This is a genomic window from Marinobacter sp. C1S70 (assembly GCF_000475355.1).
Taxonomy (GTDB): Bacteria; Pseudomonadota; Gammaproteobacteria; order Pseudomonadales; family Oleiphilaceae; genus Marinobacter; species Marinobacter nauticus.
The window spans coordinates 83,170-100,410 of the sequence record NZ_AXBW01000084.1; the positions used below are offsets into that span (position 1 = coordinate 83,170).

Below are 17,241 nucleotides of genomic sequence, written 5' to 3' on the forward strand. Positions count from 1 at the left end.
GGCTGTGTCAGACTAAGGTCTGAACATTCAGCTCATGAGCAAGCATGCATGAAACGGCTTTTTCTTATCCGCCACGCCAAATCGAGCTGGAACGACGACAGCCTCTGCGACCAGGAACGCCCACTGAATGACAGAGGCCAAAGCCAGCTTGCGCCGCTCGCGCGGGCAATGAAATGCCTGGGCGCGCTGTCCGGTGCCATTTATGCAAGCCCCGCTGTGCGAGCCCAGCAAACGCTGGCAGGTGCACTCAGCGTCAACGACCAGCCGGCCCATGTCCGCACCGAAAACGAGCTTTACACCTTCGACTTCCGGCGTCTATTACGCTGGCTGCAGAATCTGGATAACGCTCAGAACCGCATCACCCTCATCGGCCACAACCCGGCATTACTCGAACTGGCCGCCTTTCTGGTACCCCAGGCTCCGTTCGAATTGCCAACCGCCAGTATCCTGGAGATCCGGCTGCCGGTAAGGCACTGGAAGAAAGTGGACAAAAACAAGGGTGCACTGGAAACCTTCCTGACGCCTCGTGATTTCAGTTACAACGAATTCCGGCGCAAGAACCGAAAAGCCAGTCCCGACGCCACTGATCTGGACCAGAACACGCTCCCGGAGGTTTTACAGCAGCTGAACAACCAGTTGGAACTTCTGACCCCTGGGGTGATGCTGGGGCTGGATGACGAATTCCTGCACCAATACCGCATTGCCCTTCGCCGCAGTCGGGCCATTGCCGAACCCCTGGCCGAGATTACCGGCGATCGCCAACTACAGGAGCATATCCGAGAACTGAAGCGACATGCCCGGGCCACCAGCGCCCTGCGGGATCTGCACGTATTTCTTCAGGATATCCCCGAGCTGTGCCACGACAACCCACAACTCTGCACCACGCTGACCGACTGGGCGCGGCTCAGGGCATCTAAAGCACAGCGCAAACTGGCCAAACGCCTTGGCCAGAAACGCTACCAGCAAAGCCTGTCGCGCTGGCAAGACTATATTGAGTCCAAATCTTTTCATAAGCTGGCTGCAAACCTGCGGAAAAAAGACATCCAGGCCGCGACAAACCGCCGCCTGAAGCAGTTCAACCGAAAAACCGCAGAACTGCTGCACACCGCTCCGGATGAAGCCCTGCACCAGCTGCGCAAGAACCTCAAGCGTATCCGCTATCTTCTGGAACTGGATGCCCGGTACAGCAAGCCATTCCGGAAAGAGCTACGCCAGCGACAGGATCTGTACGGCCGTTTCCAGGATCTGCATGTCCAGATCGAGCTGACCCGACGATTCCTCGCCGACCATCCGGAGTGCGACGGGGTGTCACTGACTGGCAAACTTGAGCAAGAGAAAGCCAATACCCGCAGGCAAATACTGGCTATGGGTGGACTGAACGTCTGAGGCCTCAAGAAGAAGGTTCGGGCCGAGCTTGGCCACCCGGACCTGTTCCGGATTCAGGCCCAGGTCTTCCAGGGTCTCATGGATGTCGTCCAGTGCATCGTCTTTCGGTGCCGCCAGCAACAGCTCCCGAACTGACTCCAGAACCATCTTCACCGGCACCGTCATAAAGTAGACCGAAATCACCAGCATCATTACCGGGTCGGCATACACGGCCAGCTCCGCCCAATGACTGCGTTCCAGCAGCCAGGCCGCGCCAAAACCAATCATTACGGCAGCGCTTAGGGCACTGTCCATCAGCCACTGGCGCTGTTCCGCCTGCACCAGCCCCGAACCATTGCGCAGACTTGACCACCGTAGATACGCCCAGACCGCCAGACACCCCACCACGTTCACCGCACCAAAGATCATTGCCATGTCCGCCGCCACGGCACGGCCGCCCTGAAGCAGCGACACCACCGCCGATACCAGCGACAAGATACACACCACTGCAATCACCAGACCTTTCACGGCGATCACTAGCGGCTCCACGGCCCCCATCCCGAATGGGTAATCGTCATTGGCCGGCCGGCGAACCAGGCGGGCGGCATAGAGTGACAGGAGCGACAACCCGAGGCTGATCAGGGAATAGGCACCATCGAAGATAATAACCAGGGAATCGACCCAAAGACCCCAGGTAATACCGGCGAGCGCAAACAGGCCCGCGCCCACCGCTGATAATGTCAGCGCCAGGTTTTCCCGCGCCAGAGAAGTAAACATTTTGACCTCCTGAGAATTGCTGCCATATTAGCGGCATCATTCAACAGGTGTGAGTCGCTGAGCGACGGAAAATCCGTCGCAAAGAGCAAACCATGAAAACGTCACAGATCAAGACCTTCCTCTCGGTTGTGCGCAACGGCAGCGTGGCCGCGGCGGCCCGGGAACTGAACCGCAGCCGCACCACCGTCAGTACCGTGCTGGCGTCCCTGGAGGATGAACTGGGGGTGGAGCTGTTTGAACGCAGCGGCAATCAACTGCACCTGACGGCCATCGGCCAGTCCATCCTGACCGACTGCCGGCGATTCGACCAGGTTGCCAGCCAGATCAGGGCTCGCTGCCAGCACCACCTGAGTGGTGCCGAATCGGTCCTGCGCATTGCCCGGGACGATGCCATTCCGGAAGATATCTGGCGGGACATTCTGCGCCGGCTGAAACAACGCTTCCCCCAGACCAGCCTGTCGGTTTACCTTGCCTCGCCCCGGGAACTGGCGCCGCTGGTTCGCAACCAGTCCGTGGATGTGGCCTATGGCCTGATGCCGGAATTGCTGAACGAAGGTTATCAATGGTTTCGGGAACTGGCTGATGTGCGCATGCTCACCGTGGCAGCTCCGGACCACCCCCTGAGCCAACTGAAACGGGTCACTCAGGACGACCTGGTCAGCCACACGGAAATCACCCTGGCCTACATGCTCGATGCCCAACTGGTGGCCGAATCCCCGGAAACCGCCAACTACCTCGCCTTTACCCAATACGAACTGATGCGTGATGCGGTGATTGATGGCGCCGGCTGGGCGGATTTACCCTTACCCCTGATTGCTGAGGCATTGCGCAAGGAACAGCTGAAAACCATCCACCACCGCAGCGCCCGCTGGTGGAAAGTGTTCAGTGCGCTGGAGTCGGAGCAGGCGCAAGGGGGCGCCGTGGTGGGCTGGCTCGCCAACGAACTGGAAGCCTATCTGGAAACCCTGGCCTAATCGGGAGACTGAGGTCCTTCCGGACTCTCCGGACGGACATCCGCAGGCGCATCGTCATCACATTTCCGGCAATCCAGCTTAACCCCCAACATGGATTGCCGACCTTCCACCGTGACAACCCAGGGCCGGTTTACCCAGGGCGAATCATGTCGCACGTGCTGGTTATGGCCACACGCCAGCTGCGCTACCCAGTGGTTTTCCCCGTCTTTGTGATAGCCGCTGATGGGTTGTTTCATGCCGAAACCTCTCTGTTCGATCGGCCCACCCAGGCCGACCACGAGTATATTGCCAACGCCCCCCAGATCATCACAAAGCTCACCAGTTTGGCGGTGCTAAGCGGCTCATGGAAGATATAAAGCGCGATCAGAAACTGGATCGTGGGGTTGATGTACATAAGAAAGCCCACGGTAGACAGCTTCAAACGGCGCGCAGCCCCGGCAAAAGCCAGCAGCGGGATGGCGGTCACCGCGCCACTGGAGGCCAGTAACAATGCGCTGTAGGTGCTGTCCGAAAAGTGCGACAGCCCCTGCGATGACAGCCAGGCCAGGGTCAGCAAGCCCAACGGCAGCAATAACAGCGTTTCAACAAACAGACCGGAAAGGCCATCAAGTTCGACTTTCTTGCGCATCAGGCCATAGGTGCCGAAGCTGAACGCCAGTACCAGCGTAATCCACGGCAGCTCGCCCAGCAGAAACAGCTGATAGAGAATCGCAACCGCCGCCAGACCCACCGCCGCGGCCTGCAGCCGGGAAATACGCTCACCCAGGATCAGCAGCCCCATGGCCACATTTACCAACGGCGTCAGGAAATAGCCCAGACTGGCCTGCAACACATGGCGGGTTTCCACGGCATAAATATAGATACCCCAGTTCAGGGCAATAAACACGGCACAACCCAGCACATACCCCAGCCGGCGCGGCTTTCGCAGTGCCGCCACCACCGGCGGCCAGCGCTTGAGTATCGAGATGACCACGGCCAGAAACAGGCAGGACCAGATCACCCGATGGATCAGCACCTCCCAGGAAGGGATCCCCTTGAACAGGGCAAAATACAGGGGAAAGCTTCCCCAAAGGGTGTAGGCGCCTAACCCGTAAACCACGCCTTTGGTGGTGTCATTCAGCGGTTTCATAGCTTCCTCATTGTCAGGCCCGTCAATCTAGCACAAACCCGCTGGGCAAAGGCTCATGCCTTAGTCACAGACAACCTATAGGTGACTCGCCCGTGGTAAATGCCGTAACCTGAAAAGACACACCCACGCTCAAAGGGAACTGCCATGAAGACTGCCCACGACCTTGTTGCCGAAGCCAAAAAAGAGATTCAGGAGGTGCCGCTGGCCAACGCCGAGGCGGCCATTAAAAATGCCGATTTGCTGCTGGATGTGCGGGACGCCGATGAATACCGCTCCAGCCATATTCCGGGCGCCGTGAATATTTCCCGGGGCATGCTCGAATTCAAGTTCACCAACGACCCCGCGCTGGAGAACCGGCAGATGAAAATTGTGCTCTACTGCAAAACCTCCGGCCGTGCAGCACTCAGCGCCAAAGCGCTGAAAGAGATGGGCTATATGAACGTACAATCCATTGAAGGCGGCTTTGACGCCTGGCTGGAAGCGGGTAAAGAGGTCGCTCAGCCGGATCTGCCGAAATTCGAATAGAACGTTTAAAGACAACAGGCCTTGAACTTGCGACCACTGCCACAGGGGCAGGGGTCGTTTCGACCGGGCTTCAGCATTCCCTCGCGGGTTTCGCCCTCCCGGTAGAACCAGCGGCCATTCTCTTTGCTGAAGTCTGATCGCTCTTCCAGATAACCCCAACCACCACCGGCACGATAGACCGCCCGGAAGTGAACCCGGCCCGTGTCGACACCGGCACTGGAGGAGAGTATCTGCAGCGAAACCCATTCCGGTGAGCCGGAAAGGTCCAGTTCCGCCGGCCGGGTCTCCGGATGCCAGGTCTCGAGCAGATAATCGGCATCCTTCACCACAAAGGCACTGAACCGGGAACGCATCAACGCCTCCGGTGTGGTGGCAGGCGCGCCTGCATGGCAGGGCTGACAACACAGCAGGTAGGCTTTCCCGCTACCGCAGGGGCAGTTTTCCCCGGACACCTTCATCCCTTTCCAAACCCTCATGAAGCCAGAATTTCGTTGGCCCGGCTGTCCGGCCAACGTAGGTAATGTCCGCAAACCTTACACGCTTTTGCAGACAGCGTCGTATGACAAAAGCCATACTGGAAATTAAACTGAATAAAAAACAGACAGCGCACACCCCATGAAATCCGGCATTCCGTCACTGAATCTGCCCGTTCACCGGGATCAGACACCGCCAGCCACCGAGGAAACACCCCCGGAAGGTCTTCAGGCCGTACTCGATAATCTGGATGCCCTGGTGTACGTCTCCGATTTTACAACACACGATCTGCTGTACATGAACGCTTACGGCCGGCAGATCTGGGGTGACGTTGGCAACCGAAAATGCTGGCAGGTGCTTCAGAACGGTGACGGCCCATGCAGCTTCTGCACCAATCACCTGCTGATCAATGATCAGGGCGAGCCCAACAAACCCCATGTCTGGGAGTTCCAGAATCAACTGGACCAACGATGGTACCAGTGCCGTGACCAGGCGATCCGCTGGACCGATGGCCGCCTGGTAAGGTTGGAGATTGCCACTGATATTACCGAACGTAAACAGATGGAGCTGGAGCTGCGGGCAGCCCACGAAAAAGCCAGGGCAGCAGCGCTGGAGGATGAACTTACCGGGCTGCATAACCGACGCGCGTTCTTCGAGTTCGGAGAGCAACTGCTGAACCAGTCTGCCAGGCATCAGACACCACTGACTCTGGTCATGATGGATCTGGATCACTTCAAGATCATCAACGATACCTACGGTCACCAGGCGGGCGATGAAGTGTTGAAGCAGGTCAGCGGGCTACTGAAAGCCCGGATTCGGGATTGCGATATTGTGGCCAGAATGGGCGGAGAGGAATTCGCCATTCTGCTACCGGACACCGACATGACGATGGCACACGTGTTGGCGAGCCGCTTGCTGGCCTTGCTTTGTAATCTGGTGGTGTCGTACGAGAAAAGCAGAATCTCGCCGTCGGCAAGTATCGGAATCAGTAGCCTGGGAAACGGCGACCGCAGACTGGAAGATCTGATGTGTCGCGCAGACGAGGCCATGTACCAGTCCAAGGCCAAAGGAAGAAGCAGAGTGACACTGGCCACCTAAACCCAAGAAGGCCTCGCTAACGGCCCTCCTCGGTATACCGGATGAGATACTCTTCAATCAACTCTTCCAGCCTGCCCTGCTCCGTCAACTCCAGCAACCTGGCTGCAAAAGCCTCTCGCAAGGCTTTGCTATTGCAGCGGGAAAGTTTCGGAAACGCGAAGAACAGGCCTTCTCTACTCACAGGGGGCTCCAGCGCCACAAAGTCATTCGACATGCCATACCGGGCCAGCTTCGCCCGCCCCTGCAACAACTCGTACAGTACATAATCGATACGACCGATATCGGCCATCAGGTAGGACTGGTGAATGGAGCGGACGCCGAGGATATCCAGGTGATCGGCGGCAAAGCTGTCGAACCGCTCACCGAAACTGTTGTCGATCAGGGTGCTGCCTTGTTTCCCCTCCAGGTCCGGCCAGTGCCGATACTCAAACATCCTTCGCCGCGGCACCCAGACATTGGTATCGAGGTGCATCATGGGCGGCAGAATATAATCCAGGTAGCCCAATCTTTCTGCCGTGATAAAGGCCCCGGCCACCAGATCGATCTCCCCCAACTCTGCCAACCGCTGCACCCGCGCCCAGGACCCAATGTTGCGGACACTGACCTTGATACCCAGGGGCTCAGCCAATTCCCGCAGGAACTGAGGAACCGCGCCATCTAAAAGATCCGGCGACGCCACGCTCGGCCATAGGAGAGGCGGATACTCCGGATTACCACTCACTCTCAGCGTTGAGCACTCAGACAAAGGGGCAGCTCGCAGACCAAAGGATGCGCATAGCAAAAAGAGCAACGCATACCAGGACTTGTGCGCTTTCGAAGACACCCTGTTACAACGAATTTTCAGCACAGTGAAACCTTCCCGTGAGGAATAACCTCATGGCATTTAGTTAACATCCTCAACTATTTTAAGTATAGCAGGGCGACAGTCCCGGCAAACGATTTTCTTTTGATATTAATCAAGGATGGCGAGCTTATTTCGCAAATCGACGCGCAAGGTCGGAATCAGGGAGCCATCGCTCCCTGTTTTCTTACGAGCGGCGGGTTACCGCCATGGTCAACCTGGAAATGCAGGTCACCTTGCCTTGATCGTTTTCCAGGCGGATTTCCCATACTTGCGTTGCACTGCCGATGTGTATGGCCTTCGCCGTGCCATAGACCCATCCCCCGGTAACAGGCCGAATATGATTGGCATTAATATCCAGCCCCACAGCGACCGTATTTTTATCTTTCAGGCAACAGTTGGCAGCCATGCTGCCCAGCGTTTCCGCCAACACAACGGAGGAACCACCATGCAGGATCCCGAATGGCTGGACGGTGCGCTCATCCACCGGCATCCGGCCTTTCACATAATCGTCACCGATTTCGAGGTATTCAATGCCCATATGACTGACCGCGGTGTTTTTGCTGGCCTCTGTCATTTGCTCAAGATTAGGGGTAACCGTCCAGATCGACATCGTGCAACTCCTCAGATTGAACTTTCGTTTCTTATAGCTGTCAGGAATGAGTCTATACAGGTAGCATGCTTATAACCACGCCTTTATAGAGCATTTTTGCATTATCACCAATCACACCAAGAGAGGGACCTGGAATGAATAAACGTTTTGTTTCCGTTGCGGTGCTTGCGGCCGCGATCTCAACCCCGACCGTGGCCCAGATGAGCGTGGAAGACCAGATCGAAACCCGCCAGGCCGCCTACCAGTTTGCGTCCTGGAACATGGGCAAAATCAAGGCCCAGACCGTGGATGGCTCCGTAGCGTTTGACCAGAACCAGGTTGCCGCAGCCGCCAAAGCCATTGCAGCCGTGGCCAACTCCGGCATGAGCGTGCTTTACAGCCGTGACAGCGCCAATGACCGGGCCGAGAACACCCGCCTCAAGCCCAACTTCTTTGAGGAGCCGATGAAGGTTCAGGAAATTGCGGTCAGCTTCGTCCGTGAAGCCAACGCACTGCAGGAACTGGCTTCAGCCGGCGACCAGGCCGCGATTGCACGCCAGTTCGCCAAAGTCGGTGAAACCTGCAAGGCTTGCCACGACAACTTCCGCGCCAAGTAGGCCAAGGGGCTTACCAACCCAGATTCTGGGGCGGTGGCGGCGGTGGCGGAATCAGTCCGCCACTCGCCGCCCAGACCACAGCAACGGCAATCGCCAGTGCAATGATCATTGCCAGCCAGCCACCGCCGCTGGCGTCTTTCAGCTCTGAGCTCTTAACCTGCTTTCGGCCAGTCACCATCGGCTTTATCAGATTATCCTTACGCACGTGGGTGTAAAACAGCACCGCCAGGACATGAAGGGCAACCACGGCGTACAGCCCCCATTCCATGAGACGGTGCCAGCTGCTCAGGGTATCGCTCCAGCCCGACGACACCAGCCGATAGAGTGGGCCGTTAAAGGCAATTTCATCATTGGCAAATAAACCGGTAACCGCCTGAAAACCGAACAGTCCCAGTAACAACAGCACCGACCAGGCACCAAGGGGATTGTGGCCTGCGCCCTGCCACTGACCCCTAAGATAACGGATCATCGCCCCTGGCCCCGATATAAACTGACTAAAGCGCGCGTATGTGGAGCCCACCAGCCCCCAGACCACCCGGAACGCCAGCAAGCCTACAACCGCCAGTCCAAAACGCTCATGCCAGGCCATCCAGCCAGCGCCCAGTTTGACCGTCGCCACTGCCCCAACCACAGCAATTACCAGTAACCAGTGGAACAGCCGGGTGGGGAGATCCCACAATCGAATGGTCTTCATACCAGTCCCTTTGCCAAAACTTGTCAAACGATCACAGACAAAGGTAAGCACCCTAAGTTCCTTTTAGCAGGCGCGTATCGGTATAGAACATGGAAATCGATCAATAGGCTTTTTGTTCCTGGTACTTAAGCACCAGGTCTTCTCGAATCCCCTCGCGTTCAATCAATTTCAGGGCTGCCCTTATATCTTCTGCATACCGGCGGGCAGGAGACTGGTTCGAAACCGCAATCCAGGAGCGGTCACCCGGCACGAATAACGGTGAAATGTTCGCGTCTATCCCCTGGGCTCTCAGCGTATACAAACCAACCAGCTCGGGGGCCACCACGACATCAACCCGCCCTCTTTGAAGCATCATCATCAGGTTTTCGTAGTGGGCCGCAGACTCTTTATGCAGAGCCTGATCGTTGTCAAACCGGGTAAAGTAACGGGCGCCCTCCAGAATACCGATGACTTTTCCCGGCAGATCGCTGTATCGCTCAATACGGTTACTCTCGCTCACGTAGAAAAACAGACGCCGCTCCGGCGGAAAAGCCGGAGCCACGAAGGTCATGAATTCTTCCCGTTCTTCGGTACGCAGCGGCCCCAGCATGACATCCACCTCACCCCTGCGCATCAGCAGCAGGATGCGCCGGAATGGCGCCTCCCGGTACTGCACACGCCAGCCTAGCCGGTCGGCAATTTCCTCGAATAGCTCAAGATAAAGACCGGATTTTTGCGACGGCTCGAGAATACGGTAGGGCGGCGAGTGGTCAACGCCAACGGTCACCGTCAGTGGCTCTACTGTTTCAGTGCCCTGTTGTGAAAGAACACCAGGCGCCCAAAGCAGCATCAGAATGCCGGCAAGCACGCCTTTCAAGGCAATCCACCTCATATAAATCCGTCCTGGTCCATGACGTTACATGTGCGATAACTACCCTCGCAGTATAGCCGTTAATGAGCATCCAATATGCCAGTGCTAACGTACTGACGGTTGAAAACCGAGCGATCATCACAATTTGATGTAGTGAGACGAACGAAATACACCCGGACTCCCGACAGGAGGGTCGACTGGCATGAAGATTCTGATGGTACTAACCTCCCACGACCAGATGGGCGACACCGGCCACAAAACCGGTTTCTGGCTGGAAGAATTCACTGCGCCGTTCTACGTATTCAAAGACGCAGGCGCCGACATCACCCTCGCATCCCCTAAAGGCGGCCAGCCACCGGTTGACCCGAACAGCGAGGCTGAAGATGCACTGACCGAGTCCACCCGGCGGTTCAGTGAAGACACCCATGCCCGGGAAATGCTGGCCAGCACCAGAAAACTGGCCGACGTGGACATGAATCAGTACGACGCCATCTTCTACCCCGGTGGCCATGGCCCGCTGTGGGATCTGGCCGAGGACGACAAGTCGATAGCCCTGATCAAAACCGCTTACGAGCAAGACAAGGTGATCGGCGCCGTATGCCATGCTCCTGCCGTGTTCAAGAATGTGTTCATAAAACCGGACCAGAACATCGTGGGCGGCCGTGAAGTCACCGGTTTCAGCAATACCGAAGAAGACGCTGTGCAGCTCACCAATATTGTGCCCTTCCTGCTGGAAGACATGCTCAAGCAGAACAACGCCCGTTACAGCCGGGGCGATGACTGGGCACCGCACATTGTGGTGGACGGCAAGCTGATTACCGGCCAGAACCCGGCGTCTTCCGAAGGCGCTGCCAAGGCTGTGCTGCAGGCGCTGCAGGAAGGCTGACCGTCACATTCTGTCTGTTTCCCTCAAGGTCACAGCAGAGCTCATCCATGCAATTCTGGTTTCCAGGCCCACCTCTGCGCTTTCAGGCGCGAGCGGCCTGGCGAATCTTCTCCGCAACGTTCTGAAGGCGTGACAGGTAGATGTTCATCAGGGTATTGATATCCACCCGTGCGGCGTTGGTACTGACGTTCAGCGCACCGGTGGCCGCTATGCCCTTTGCACCATGTGTGTAGGCGTCGGCCAAGGTATTGCTACCCTCATCGAAAGGGTCTGACCAGAAGTGACCCGGAGTTCACTTCTGGTCAGCAGTGGTCAGAAGTGAATCACAGTCCGGATGCTCTTACCCTCGTGCATCAGGTCAAACGCCTTGTTGATGTCTTCCAGCTTCATCTCGTGGGTGATGAACACATCCAGCGGGATCTCACCTTTCTCGGCTTTTTCCACGTAAGACGGCAGCTCGGTGCGGCCTTTCACGCCACCGAAGGCGGAACCGCGCCAGACCCGGCCGGTCACCAACTGGAACGGGCGGGCACTGATTTCTTCACCGGCACCGGCCACACCGATGATGGTGCTTTCACCCCATCCCTTGTGACAGGCTTCCAGCGCCGCACGCATCAGCTTCACGCTGCCCACACACTCGAAGGTATAGTCGGCGCCACCATCGGTCATCTCGATGATGACTTCCTGGAGCGGCTTGTCGTAGTCGTTGGGGTTGACCACATCGGTGGCGCCCAACTGCTTGGCGATGTCGAACTTGCCAGGGTTGATATCAATCGCAATGATGCGCCCGGCCTTGGCCATAGTCGCGCCGATGATGGCTGCCAGGCCGATGCCGCCCAGGCCAAAGATGGCGACCGTGGCGCCTTCTTCAACCTTGGCAGTGTTAAGCACCGCGCCAATCCCGGTGGTTACACCACAGCCCAGCAGGCACACCTTGTCGAGCGGGGCTTCCTTAGGGATTTTGGCCAGGGAGATTTCCGGCAGTACGGTGTACTCTGAAAACGTGGAACAGCCCATGTAGTGATACAGCGGCTGGCCCTTGTAGGAGAACCGGGAGGTGCCGTCTGGCATCACACCCTTGCCCTGGGTTTCGCGCACCGCGCCACACAGGTTGGTCTTGCCGGAGGTGCAGAACTTGCATTTACCGCATTCGGCGGTGTACAGCGGGATCACGTGGTCACCCACTTCCAGGCCGGTCACACCCGGCCCTACAGCTTCAACAATGCCGCCGCCCTCGTGGCCGAGAATGGTCGGAAACAGGCCTTCGGGGTCGGCGCCGGACAGAGTGTAGGCATCGGTATGGCACACGCCTGTGGCCACGATCTTCACCAGTACTTCGCCTTCTTTGGGCGGCGCCACATCCACTTCCACAATTTCCAGCGGTTTGTTGGCCTCAAACGCCACAGCTGCGCGGGATTTGATCACGTTCAGTCTCCTGTTGTCCGGTTCGGTCGGCCAGCGCCGACATTGATACAGTTCACAACTCTAGCACGCCCCGGTCTTCCGGGCCTTACCGTCCGATGTCATCAATGGCGGCCAGCACCGCCCTGGCGCCATCGCGGATTTCGGCGATCACCGCCTCGGCATCCTCGGATTGCCGGCGCCCTTCGACCGCCACAGCCAGAACCTCGGCAATCTGGGTTTCCACGCCACCAGACAGCTCCAGAATGGTGTGAATCACATCAGCGATTTCATCGGTGGCTGTGCCGGTTCTGGCCGCCAGCTTGCGTACTTCGTCGGCCACCACGGCAAAGCCCCGGCCATGTTCTCCGGCGCGGGCGGCCTCGATGGCCGCATTCAACGCCAGCAGGTTGGTCTGATCCGCGACGCCGGCAATGGTATCGACCATTTTCTCGATGCTTTGCGACCGTTCGTTCAGATCAGCAATCAGAGCCCGGGCTTTGTCGACGCCCGCTTCAATGCGTTCGGCAGTGGTTTTGGACTGGCGCAGGGCCTCATCCGCCTTGCCGATAATATTCGCGGTCTGGGTGGCGGTGGATGATGCAATCGCTGCCGCATCCTGGGTCTGCAGTGATTTTTCCACCCGTTCGGTAATGTCACTGGCAAACTTGATCACTTTAGTGACACGGCCACGCTCGTCCAGTATCGGGTTATAGCTGGCTTCGAGCCACAGGTCGCTGCCGTCTGAGCGCAGGCGATGAAAACGGCCACTGCGGAACTGGCCACTGGCAAGACCCTTCCAGAAATCGGGATTATCCCGGTAAAAGCCCGGATCACAGAACATCCGGTGGTGTTTGCCCTCAACCTGGCTCAACCGGTAACCAGTCGCGGCAAGGAAATTGGCATTGGCGGTAATGATGGTGCCGTCCGGCTCGAACTCGATGATTGCCATGGAGCGGTCAACGGACTCAAAGACCGCTTGCTGGTCCCGCAGGCGCTCCTGTTTCGCGGTGACATCCGAGGCAATTTTCATCACTCGCTGCACCCGGCCATCGTTCCCATAAACCGGGAAGTAGGTTGCCTCCAGCCAGAGTTTGCCGCCATCCTTGCGCCGGCGCGGGAAGGTATCGGTCTGTGCCTGGCCAGCCCGGATTGCATCCCAGAACCTCCGGTAATCGGCCGAGTTTGCCACTTCACGATCACAGAACAGGCTGTGGTGCTTCCCCACCACCTCATCCCGGTGGTAGCCCACCACGTCAAGGAACAGATCGTTTACATCCACGATCAGCCCGTCCGTGGTAAATTCAATCGTCGCCACCGCGTGGCGGATAGCACTGTACACAGCCTGGCATTGGCTGGCACGGGCCTGGCAATCGGCCATGTCTTGCTTTTGCTTTCGGGTCAGAAACATCGTCGTTTTACTCTTACATTGATCGGTAACCACTGACATCCTGTTCCGTGGGTAGCGTTATATCGGCGCCCCGAGGTATTCCTTCATCGTGTTTTCAGATCCTTTTCGAATCAGCAGGCGTACCACTAAACGGTTTACTATCTAACGAAGAGGTGTATACGTTGCATACCCTTTACTGGTTTACCCGCGACCTTCGTTTGCACGACAACCCGGCCTTGCTGGCCGCGGCCCGTTCAGACATGCTGTTGTGTGTCTTTGTCGTAGACCCGCGCTGGTTTACCGGTGACCGGTTTCAGTGCCGTGCACTGGGTGATCATCGTTGGCGCTTCCTGTGGCAAAGTCTGATGGCACTGGAACGGAGCCTGCGGCCCCTGGGGCAACGACTTCATATCGCCTGGGGCGAACCGGAAATCGTTCTGCCAGAGCTGGCCCGTGAGCACGGCGTGCAGCGTTTGATCCGCTCACGCCTACCCGGCACCGAAGAAGCCGCGCAGTGGCAGGCCCTCAAAACCCGCCTGCCGGAAGTGACGTTTCAGCAGTTCGAAACCCTGGGCATGTTTGCGGAAGGCCAGCTTCCCATGGAACTGGCAGAGCTGCCCGATACCTTCTCGCAATTCCGCAAGCAGGTGGAGAAAGCTGAGCAACCGGACCACACCCTCAGGATTCGAACCGTCAGCGCACTGCCACCACCCCCGGGATTCCCCGAAGACAACCGGGGCCTGTGCCCGCCGATACCGGAACCGATACATCGGTCACCATTCACCGGCGGTGAGGAAGCCGGCCTGGCACAGCTGCAAGCCTTCGTATTCGGACAACATCGCATTGCCAACTACAAGGAAACCCGCAATGCGCTGGACGACTGGGGCTCATCCTCCAAGTTCTCCCCCTGGCTGGCGAACGGCTGCCTGTCAGTGCGGGAGGTGGTTGCCGCCATCGAACAATACGAACGTCAGCACACCCGTAACGATTCGACCTACTGGCTCTGGTTTGAGCTGCTCTGGCGCGAGTATTTCTTCTGGTATGCCCTTAAACACGGGGGGCGGTTGTTTAGCCGCGATGGCGTGCAACGTAAACGCCGCCCGGTGACCTTCTATGGCCATCGATTCAAGGCCTGGTGCGAGGGCAATACCCAGTATTCGATAGTCAACGCGGCCATGAATCAGTTACGGGAAACCGGCTACATCAGTAATCGCGCACGCCAACTGGTGGCCAGCTGCCTGATCAATGAACTGGAACTGGACTGGCGTTACGGTGCTGCCTGGTTCGAACAGCAACTGGTGGATTACGACGTGGCCAGTAACTACGGAAACTGGCAGTATCTGGCCGGCGTCGGCGCCGATCCCCGCGGGCTTCGGCAGTTCAATCTGGACAAGCAGGCGCAACAGTACGATCCTGAGGGAGCCTTCGTACATCGTTGGCAGGGAGAGGCTCAACAACCAGTGGGCCTGCATACCGTAGACGCAGCAGACTGGCCAATATCATGACAATACCTGTTAGCCAACCAGAGAGAGTACTGGCCCGGATTCTGGATACCAGCCAGCCAGACACCCTTCTGTATTGCGGCGACACCGCCAGCCGGGTCAGCGAGGTGTGGCACGGGCAACGGGAAGCCGTTCGCTTGCTGGCGCTGGACACCGCGGACCCGAACGCCCGACTGCCACTGGATTCCGTGCCCGACCTGGCCATCATCACAGACACCCTTGAACACCTCCCCTACGAAGAAGGGGCGCTTTTACTGGGCCAGTTACGCAACTATGGCACCCACCAGATTGCGGTACTGGTGCCCCAAACCACAGACTGGGGTTTTACCGACTTCATCGCCCTGGGCTTTCAGCGTCACGCCGATATCGAAAGCGAGAACGGCGCACTCACGCTCTATACCTACAATCTGGATACTTACAATCATAAACGGGCCTGGAACAATCCCGATAACTGGGCCAATCCGGAAATGTGGGGAAAAGCGTGGTGGTAGATACAAATTCGAAATCCTTGAAGCCCAGTACAATCCGAATCGGTACCCGTTACCGCGCGAGCCGGCTCGATGGGCCCTATGATGCGGTAGTGATCGGCTCCGGTATCGGCGGTCTGACCACTGCCGCCTGCCTGTCCAAAGCCGGCTACAAAGTACTGGTGTTGGAACAGCATTACACCGCCGGTGGCTACACCCACAGCTACGCCCGTAATGGCTACGAGTGGGATGTGGGCGTGCACTACATAGGCGACATGGGCGCGCGCCACACCCTCGGCCGCCGGCTGTTCGATTACATCACCGACGGCAAGCTCGAATGGGCTCCGATGGATGAGAACTACGACCGGTTCTTTCTGGGCGACAAAGTGGTCAACCTCAGGGCCGGCAAGGAAGGCCTGAGGCACTCGCTACTGGCGTCCTTCCCGGACGAAGAAGAGGCCATCGACCGTTACCTGGCTCTGCTCGGCAAAGTGGCCGATGGCATGCAATGGTATACCCTGTCCAAACTCTCGCCCGCGCTGGCTGCGCCACTGGTTTCCAGAGGGTTGAAAACGGTACTGCCGGACTGTTTCAACCGCACCACCTATGACGTATTGCGGGAACTCACCGCCAACGAAGAGCTGATTGGCGCCATTACCGGTCAGTGGGGCGATTGCGGGGTAACCCCGAAACAGTCGAGCTTCATGGTGCACGCGCTCATTGCCAAGCATTACCTGTACGGTGGTTTCTACCCGGTAGGCGGTGCCTCGGAAATTGCCAAAACCATCATCCCGGTGATTCAGTCCGGCGGTGGTGACGTGCTCACCTACGCCGACGTGAGAGAGATCCTGGTCGAAAAGGGCAAAGCCGTGGGTGTGCGCATGGCCGATGGCCATGATATCCGGTCACCGCTGGTGATCAGCAACGCCGGTGTGATCAATACTTTCGAACGGCTTTTACCCGAGTCTGCCGCAGACAGCATTGGCTATCCTGGCAGCCGGGAACACATCAAACCCTCGATGCCCCATATCGGCCTGTATATAGGCCTGAAAGGCACGCCCGACCAGCTCGGCTTGCCGCGCACCAACTTCTGGATTTATCCGAGCGCCGACCACGATGGCAACGTGGAGCAATTCCTGAAAGATCCCCGGAACACATCTTTCCCGGTAGTCTACATCTCGTTCCCGGCAGCCAAAGACCCGGACTACCAGAACCGCTGGCCCGGAACCTCCACCATCGAGATTGTGGCGCCCACCACCTGGGAAATGTTCGAGCCGTGGCAGGGCTCCACCTGGGGCAAACGGGGCGAGGATTATGAGGCTCTGAAGGCTCGGATCACCGAGCAGCTTCTGGAAGTCATGTACGAAAAACTGCCCCAGCTTCGAGGCAAAGTAGACTATGTGGAAACCTCCACACCACTGTCGACCGCCTGGTTCTGCCGCTATGAGCAGGGTGAGCTGTACGGCCTGGACCACACGCCAGAACGTTTCGAGCAACGCTGGCTGAGGCCGAAAACCGACATCCCCGGACTGTACCTGACCGGTCAGGATATTCTTACCTGTGGCGTAGTCGGGGCAATGATCGGCGGGCTGGTCACAACCCTGGCCGTTCGCGGCCTGAAAGGCGCGGGGTTGGCCAAGCGCATTTTCGTGGGTTAAG

20 protein-coding genes and 1 pseudogene are annotated in these 17,241 nt (G+C 57.9%); 9 read left to right on the top strand and 12 right to left on the bottom strand.

Annotated elements, in window-relative coordinates:
- The first annotated feature begins 48 nt into the window (after nt 1-48).
- Nucleotides 49-1,386 (top strand): CHAD domain-containing protein, encoded by a 1,338-nt coding sequence (locus Q669_RS18055; RefSeq protein WP_022993352.1) that lies wholly within the window; start codon nt 49-51, stop codon nt 1,384-1,386.
- Here the strand turns inward: Q669_RS18055 and Q669_RS18060 are convergent.
- Nucleotides 1,309-2,142: a cation diffusion facilitator family transporter gene (locus tag Q669_RS18060; protein WP_022993353.1), complete on the bottom strand. Its 834-nt coding sequence runs from the start codon at nt 2,140-2,142 to the stop codon at nt 1,309-1,311. The two genes, Q669_RS18055 and Q669_RS18060, sit on opposite strands and share 78 nt — an antisense overlap.
- 92 nt (nt 2,143-2,234) lie before the next feature.
- Between Q669_RS18060 and Q669_RS18065 the strand changes: the two genes are divergently transcribed.
- The gene (locus Q669_RS18065; RefSeq protein ID WP_022993354.1) at nt 2,235-3,116 is read left to right on the top strand and encodes a LysR family transcriptional regulator; all 882 of its coding nucleotides are present in this window, start codon (nt 2,235-2,237) and stop codon (nt 3,114-3,116) included.
- On the opposite strand, the gene Q669_RS18070 is transcribed toward Q669_RS18065, so the two are convergent.
- Nucleotides 3,113-3,352, bottom strand: a complete 240-nt coding sequence (locus Q669_RS18070; protein ID WP_022993355.1) for a DUF3565 domain-containing protein — start codon at nt 3,350-3,352, stop codon at nt 3,113-3,115. The two genes, Q669_RS18065 and Q669_RS18070, sit on opposite strands and share 4 nt — an antisense overlap.
- Complete coding sequence (gene rarD / locus Q669_RS18075; RefSeq protein WP_022993356.1) at nt 3,349-4,245, bottom strand: EamA family transporter RarD; 897 nt, start codon at nt 4,243-4,245, stop codon at nt 3,349-3,351. Before rarD ends, Q669_RS18070 begins: the two co-directional genes overlap by 4 nt.
- Nucleotides 4,246-4,389: 144 nt before the next feature.
- Here rarD and Q669_RS18080 point away from each other — a divergent pair, with 144 nt between their 5' ends.
- A complete protein-coding gene (locus Q669_RS18080; protein WP_014420261.1) occupies nt 4,390-4,770 on the top strand; it encodes a rhodanese-like domain-containing protein in 381 nt (126 codons plus the stop codon).
- A gap of 5 nt (nt 4,771-4,775) precedes the next feature.
- Here the strand turns inward: Q669_RS18080 and Q669_RS18085 are convergent, their stop codons facing one another.
- Nucleotides 4,776-5,246 carry a YchJ family protein gene (locus tag Q669_RS18085; protein WP_223268749.1) on the bottom strand — a complete coding sequence of 157 codons (471 nt, stop codon included), beginning with the start codon at nt 5,244-5,246 and terminating at the stop codon, nt 4,776-4,778.
- 139 nt (nt 5,247-5,385) lie between these two features.
- Here Q669_RS18085 and Q669_RS18090 point away from each other — a divergent pair, with 139 nt between their 5' ends.
- On the top strand, nt 5,386-6,342 hold the full coding sequence (locus tag Q669_RS18090) for a GGDEF domain-containing protein (RefSeq protein WP_022993358.1): 957 nt from the start codon (nt 5,386-5,388) through the stop codon (nt 6,340-6,342).
- A 16-nt stretch (nt 6,343-6,358) separates the two neighbouring features.
- On the opposite strand, the gene Q669_RS18095 is transcribed toward Q669_RS18090, so the two are convergent.
- Nucleotides 6,359-7,087 (bottom strand): substrate-binding periplasmic protein, encoded by a 729-nt coding sequence (locus Q669_RS18095; protein WP_223268748.1) that lies wholly within the window; start codon nt 7,085-7,087, stop codon nt 6,359-6,361.
- A 283-nt stretch (nt 7,088-7,370) separates the two neighbouring features.
- Complete coding sequence (locus tag Q669_RS18100) at nt 7,371-7,796, bottom strand: hotdog fold thioesterase (protein WP_014420257.1); 426 nt, start codon at nt 7,794-7,796, stop codon at nt 7,371-7,373.
- 134 nt (nt 7,797-7,930) lie between these two features.
- On the opposite strand from Q669_RS18100, the gene Q669_RS18105 reads away from it, so the two are divergent.
- Nucleotides 7,931-8,392 (top strand): c-type cytochrome, encoded by a 462-nt coding sequence (locus Q669_RS18105; RefSeq protein ID WP_022993360.1) that lies wholly within the window; start codon nt 7,931-7,933, stop codon nt 8,390-8,392.
- A 10-nt stretch (nt 8,393-8,402) separates the two neighbouring features.
- Here the strand turns inward: Q669_RS18105 and Q669_RS18110 are convergent, their stop codons facing one another.
- Together Q669_RS18110 and Q669_RS18115 are read right to left on the bottom strand one after the other, a co-directional pair.
- A complete protein-coding gene (locus Q669_RS18110) occupies nt 8,403-9,086 on the bottom strand; it encodes a cytochrome b/b6 domain-containing protein (RefSeq protein ID WP_022993361.1) in 684 nt (227 codons plus the stop codon).
- 100 nt (nt 9,087-9,186) lie between these two features.
- Nucleotides 9,187-9,957 (bottom strand): substrate-binding periplasmic protein, encoded by a 771-nt coding sequence (locus tag Q669_RS18115; protein ID WP_022993362.1) that lies wholly within the window; start codon nt 9,955-9,957, stop codon nt 9,187-9,189.
- Nucleotides 9,958-10,138: 181 nt separating this feature from the next.
- On the opposite strand from Q669_RS18115, the gene Q669_RS18120 reads away from it, so the two are divergent.
- On the top strand, nt 10,139-10,822 hold the full coding sequence (locus tag Q669_RS18120) for a type 1 glutamine amidotransferase domain-containing protein (protein WP_022993363.1): 684 nt from the start codon (nt 10,139-10,141) through the stop codon (nt 10,820-10,822).
- A gap of 82 nt (nt 10,823-10,904) precedes the next feature.
- On the opposite strand, the gene Q669_RS20065 is transcribed toward Q669_RS18120, so the two are convergent.
- From Q669_RS20065 to Q669_RS20175, 4 genes and pseudogenes are all read right to left on the bottom strand, one after another.
- Nucleotides 10,905-11,066 carry a hypothetical protein gene (locus Q669_RS20065; protein ID WP_022993364.1) on the bottom strand — a complete coding sequence of 54 codons (162 nt, stop codon included), beginning with the start codon at nt 11,064-11,066 and terminating at the stop codon, nt 10,905-10,907.
- Nucleotides 11,067-11,134: 68 nt separating this feature from the next.
- Nucleotides 11,135-12,247 (bottom strand): S-(hydroxymethyl)glutathione dehydrogenase/class III alcohol dehydrogenase, encoded by a 1,113-nt coding sequence (locus Q669_RS18125; protein WP_022993365.1) that lies wholly within the window; start codon nt 12,245-12,247, stop codon nt 11,135-11,137.
- Nucleotides 12,248-12,332: 85 nt separating this feature from the next.
- Nucleotides 12,333-12,899 (bottom strand): methyl-accepting chemotaxis protein, encoded by a 567-nt coding sequence (locus Q669_RS20170; RefSeq protein ID WP_264673070.1) that lies wholly within the window; start codon nt 12,897-12,899, stop codon nt 12,333-12,335.
- Nucleotides 12,873-13,673: pseudogene (locus tag Q669_RS20175) on the bottom strand (PAS domain-containing protein); the annotation flags it as partial. The pseudogene Q669_RS20175 and the gene Q669_RS20170, both read right to left, overlap by 27 nt.
- A 122-nt stretch (nt 13,674-13,795) precedes the next feature.
- Between Q669_RS20175 and Q669_RS18135 the strand changes: the two are divergent.
- The 3 genes from Q669_RS18135 to Q669_RS18145 are packed head-to-tail and all read left to right on the top strand — an operon-like array spanning nt 13,796 to nt 17,240.
- Entirely contained in the window at nt 13,796-15,118 is a 1,323-nt protein-coding gene (locus Q669_RS18135; protein WP_036149996.1) for a DASH family cryptochrome, read from the top strand.
- Nucleotides 15,115-15,606: a DUF6231 family protein gene (locus tag Q669_RS18140; RefSeq protein ID WP_011783872.1), complete on the top strand. Its 492-nt coding sequence runs from the start codon at nt 15,115-15,117 to the stop codon at nt 15,604-15,606. The genes Q669_RS18135 and Q669_RS18140 overlap by 4 nt, the downstream gene beginning before the upstream one ends.
- Nucleotides 15,597-17,240 (top strand): phytoene desaturase family protein, encoded by a 1,644-nt coding sequence (locus Q669_RS18145; RefSeq protein WP_022993368.1) that lies wholly within the window; start codon nt 15,597-15,599, stop codon nt 17,238-17,240. The genes Q669_RS18140 and Q669_RS18145 overlap by 10 nt, the downstream gene beginning before the upstream one ends.
- The last annotated feature ends 1 nt before the right edge of the window (nt 17,241 follow it).

Excerpts from the sequence above, each read along its gene's own strand:
- Q669_RS18100 (WP_014420257.1), bottom strand. The coding sequence starts at position 7,796 with ATGTCGATCTGGACGGTTACCCCTAATCTTGAGCAAATGACAGAGGCC.
- Q669_RS18055 (WP_022993352.1), top strand. The coding sequence starts at position 49 with ATGAAACGGCTTTTTCTTATCCGCCACGCCAAATCGAGCTGGAACGAC.
- Q669_RS18085 (WP_223268749.1), bottom strand. The coding sequence starts at position 5,246 with ATGAGGGTTTGGAAAGGGATGAAGGTGTCCGGGGAAAACTGCCCCTGC.
- rarD (WP_022993356.1), bottom strand. The coding sequence starts at position 4,245 with ATGAAACCGCTGAATGACACCACCAAAGGCGTGGTTTACGGGTTAGGC.
- Q669_RS18120 (WP_022993363.1), top strand. The coding sequence starts at position 10,139 with ATGAAGATTCTGATGGTACTAACCTCCCACGACCAGATGGGCGACACC.
- Q669_RS18110 (WP_022993361.1), bottom strand. The coding sequence starts at position 9,086 with ATGAAGACCATTCGATTGTGGGATCTCCCCACCCGGCTGTTCCACTGG.
- Q669_RS18065 (WP_022993354.1), top strand. The coding sequence starts at position 2,235 with ATGAAAACGTCACAGATCAAGACCTTCCTCTCGGTTGTGCGCAACGGC.
- Q669_RS18105 (WP_022993360.1), top strand. The coding sequence starts at position 7,931 with ATGAATAAACGTTTTGTTTCCGTTGCGGTGCTTGCGGCCGCGATCTCA.
- Q669_RS18060 (WP_022993353.1), bottom strand. The coding sequence starts at position 2,142 with ATGTTTACTTCTCTGGCGCGGGAAAACCTGGCGCTGACATTATCAGCG.
- Q669_RS18070 (WP_022993355.1), bottom strand. The coding sequence starts at position 3,352 with ATGAAACAACCCATCAGCGGCTATCACAAAGACGGGGAAAACCACTGG.
- Q669_RS18115 (WP_022993362.1), bottom strand. The coding sequence starts at position 9,957 with ATGAGGTGGATTGCCTTGAAAGGCGTGCTTGCCGGCATTCTGATGCTG.
- Q669_RS18080 (WP_014420261.1), top strand. The coding sequence starts at position 4,390 with ATGAAGACTGCCCACGACCTTGTTGCCGAAGCCAAAAAAGAGATTCAG.
- Q669_RS18140 (WP_011783872.1), top strand. The coding sequence starts at position 15,115 with ATGACAATACCTGTTAGCCAACCAGAGAGAGTACTGGCCCGGATTCTG.
- Q669_RS18090 (WP_022993358.1), top strand. The coding sequence starts at position 5,386 with ATGAAATCCGGCATTCCGTCACTGAATCTGCCCGTTCACCGGGATCAG.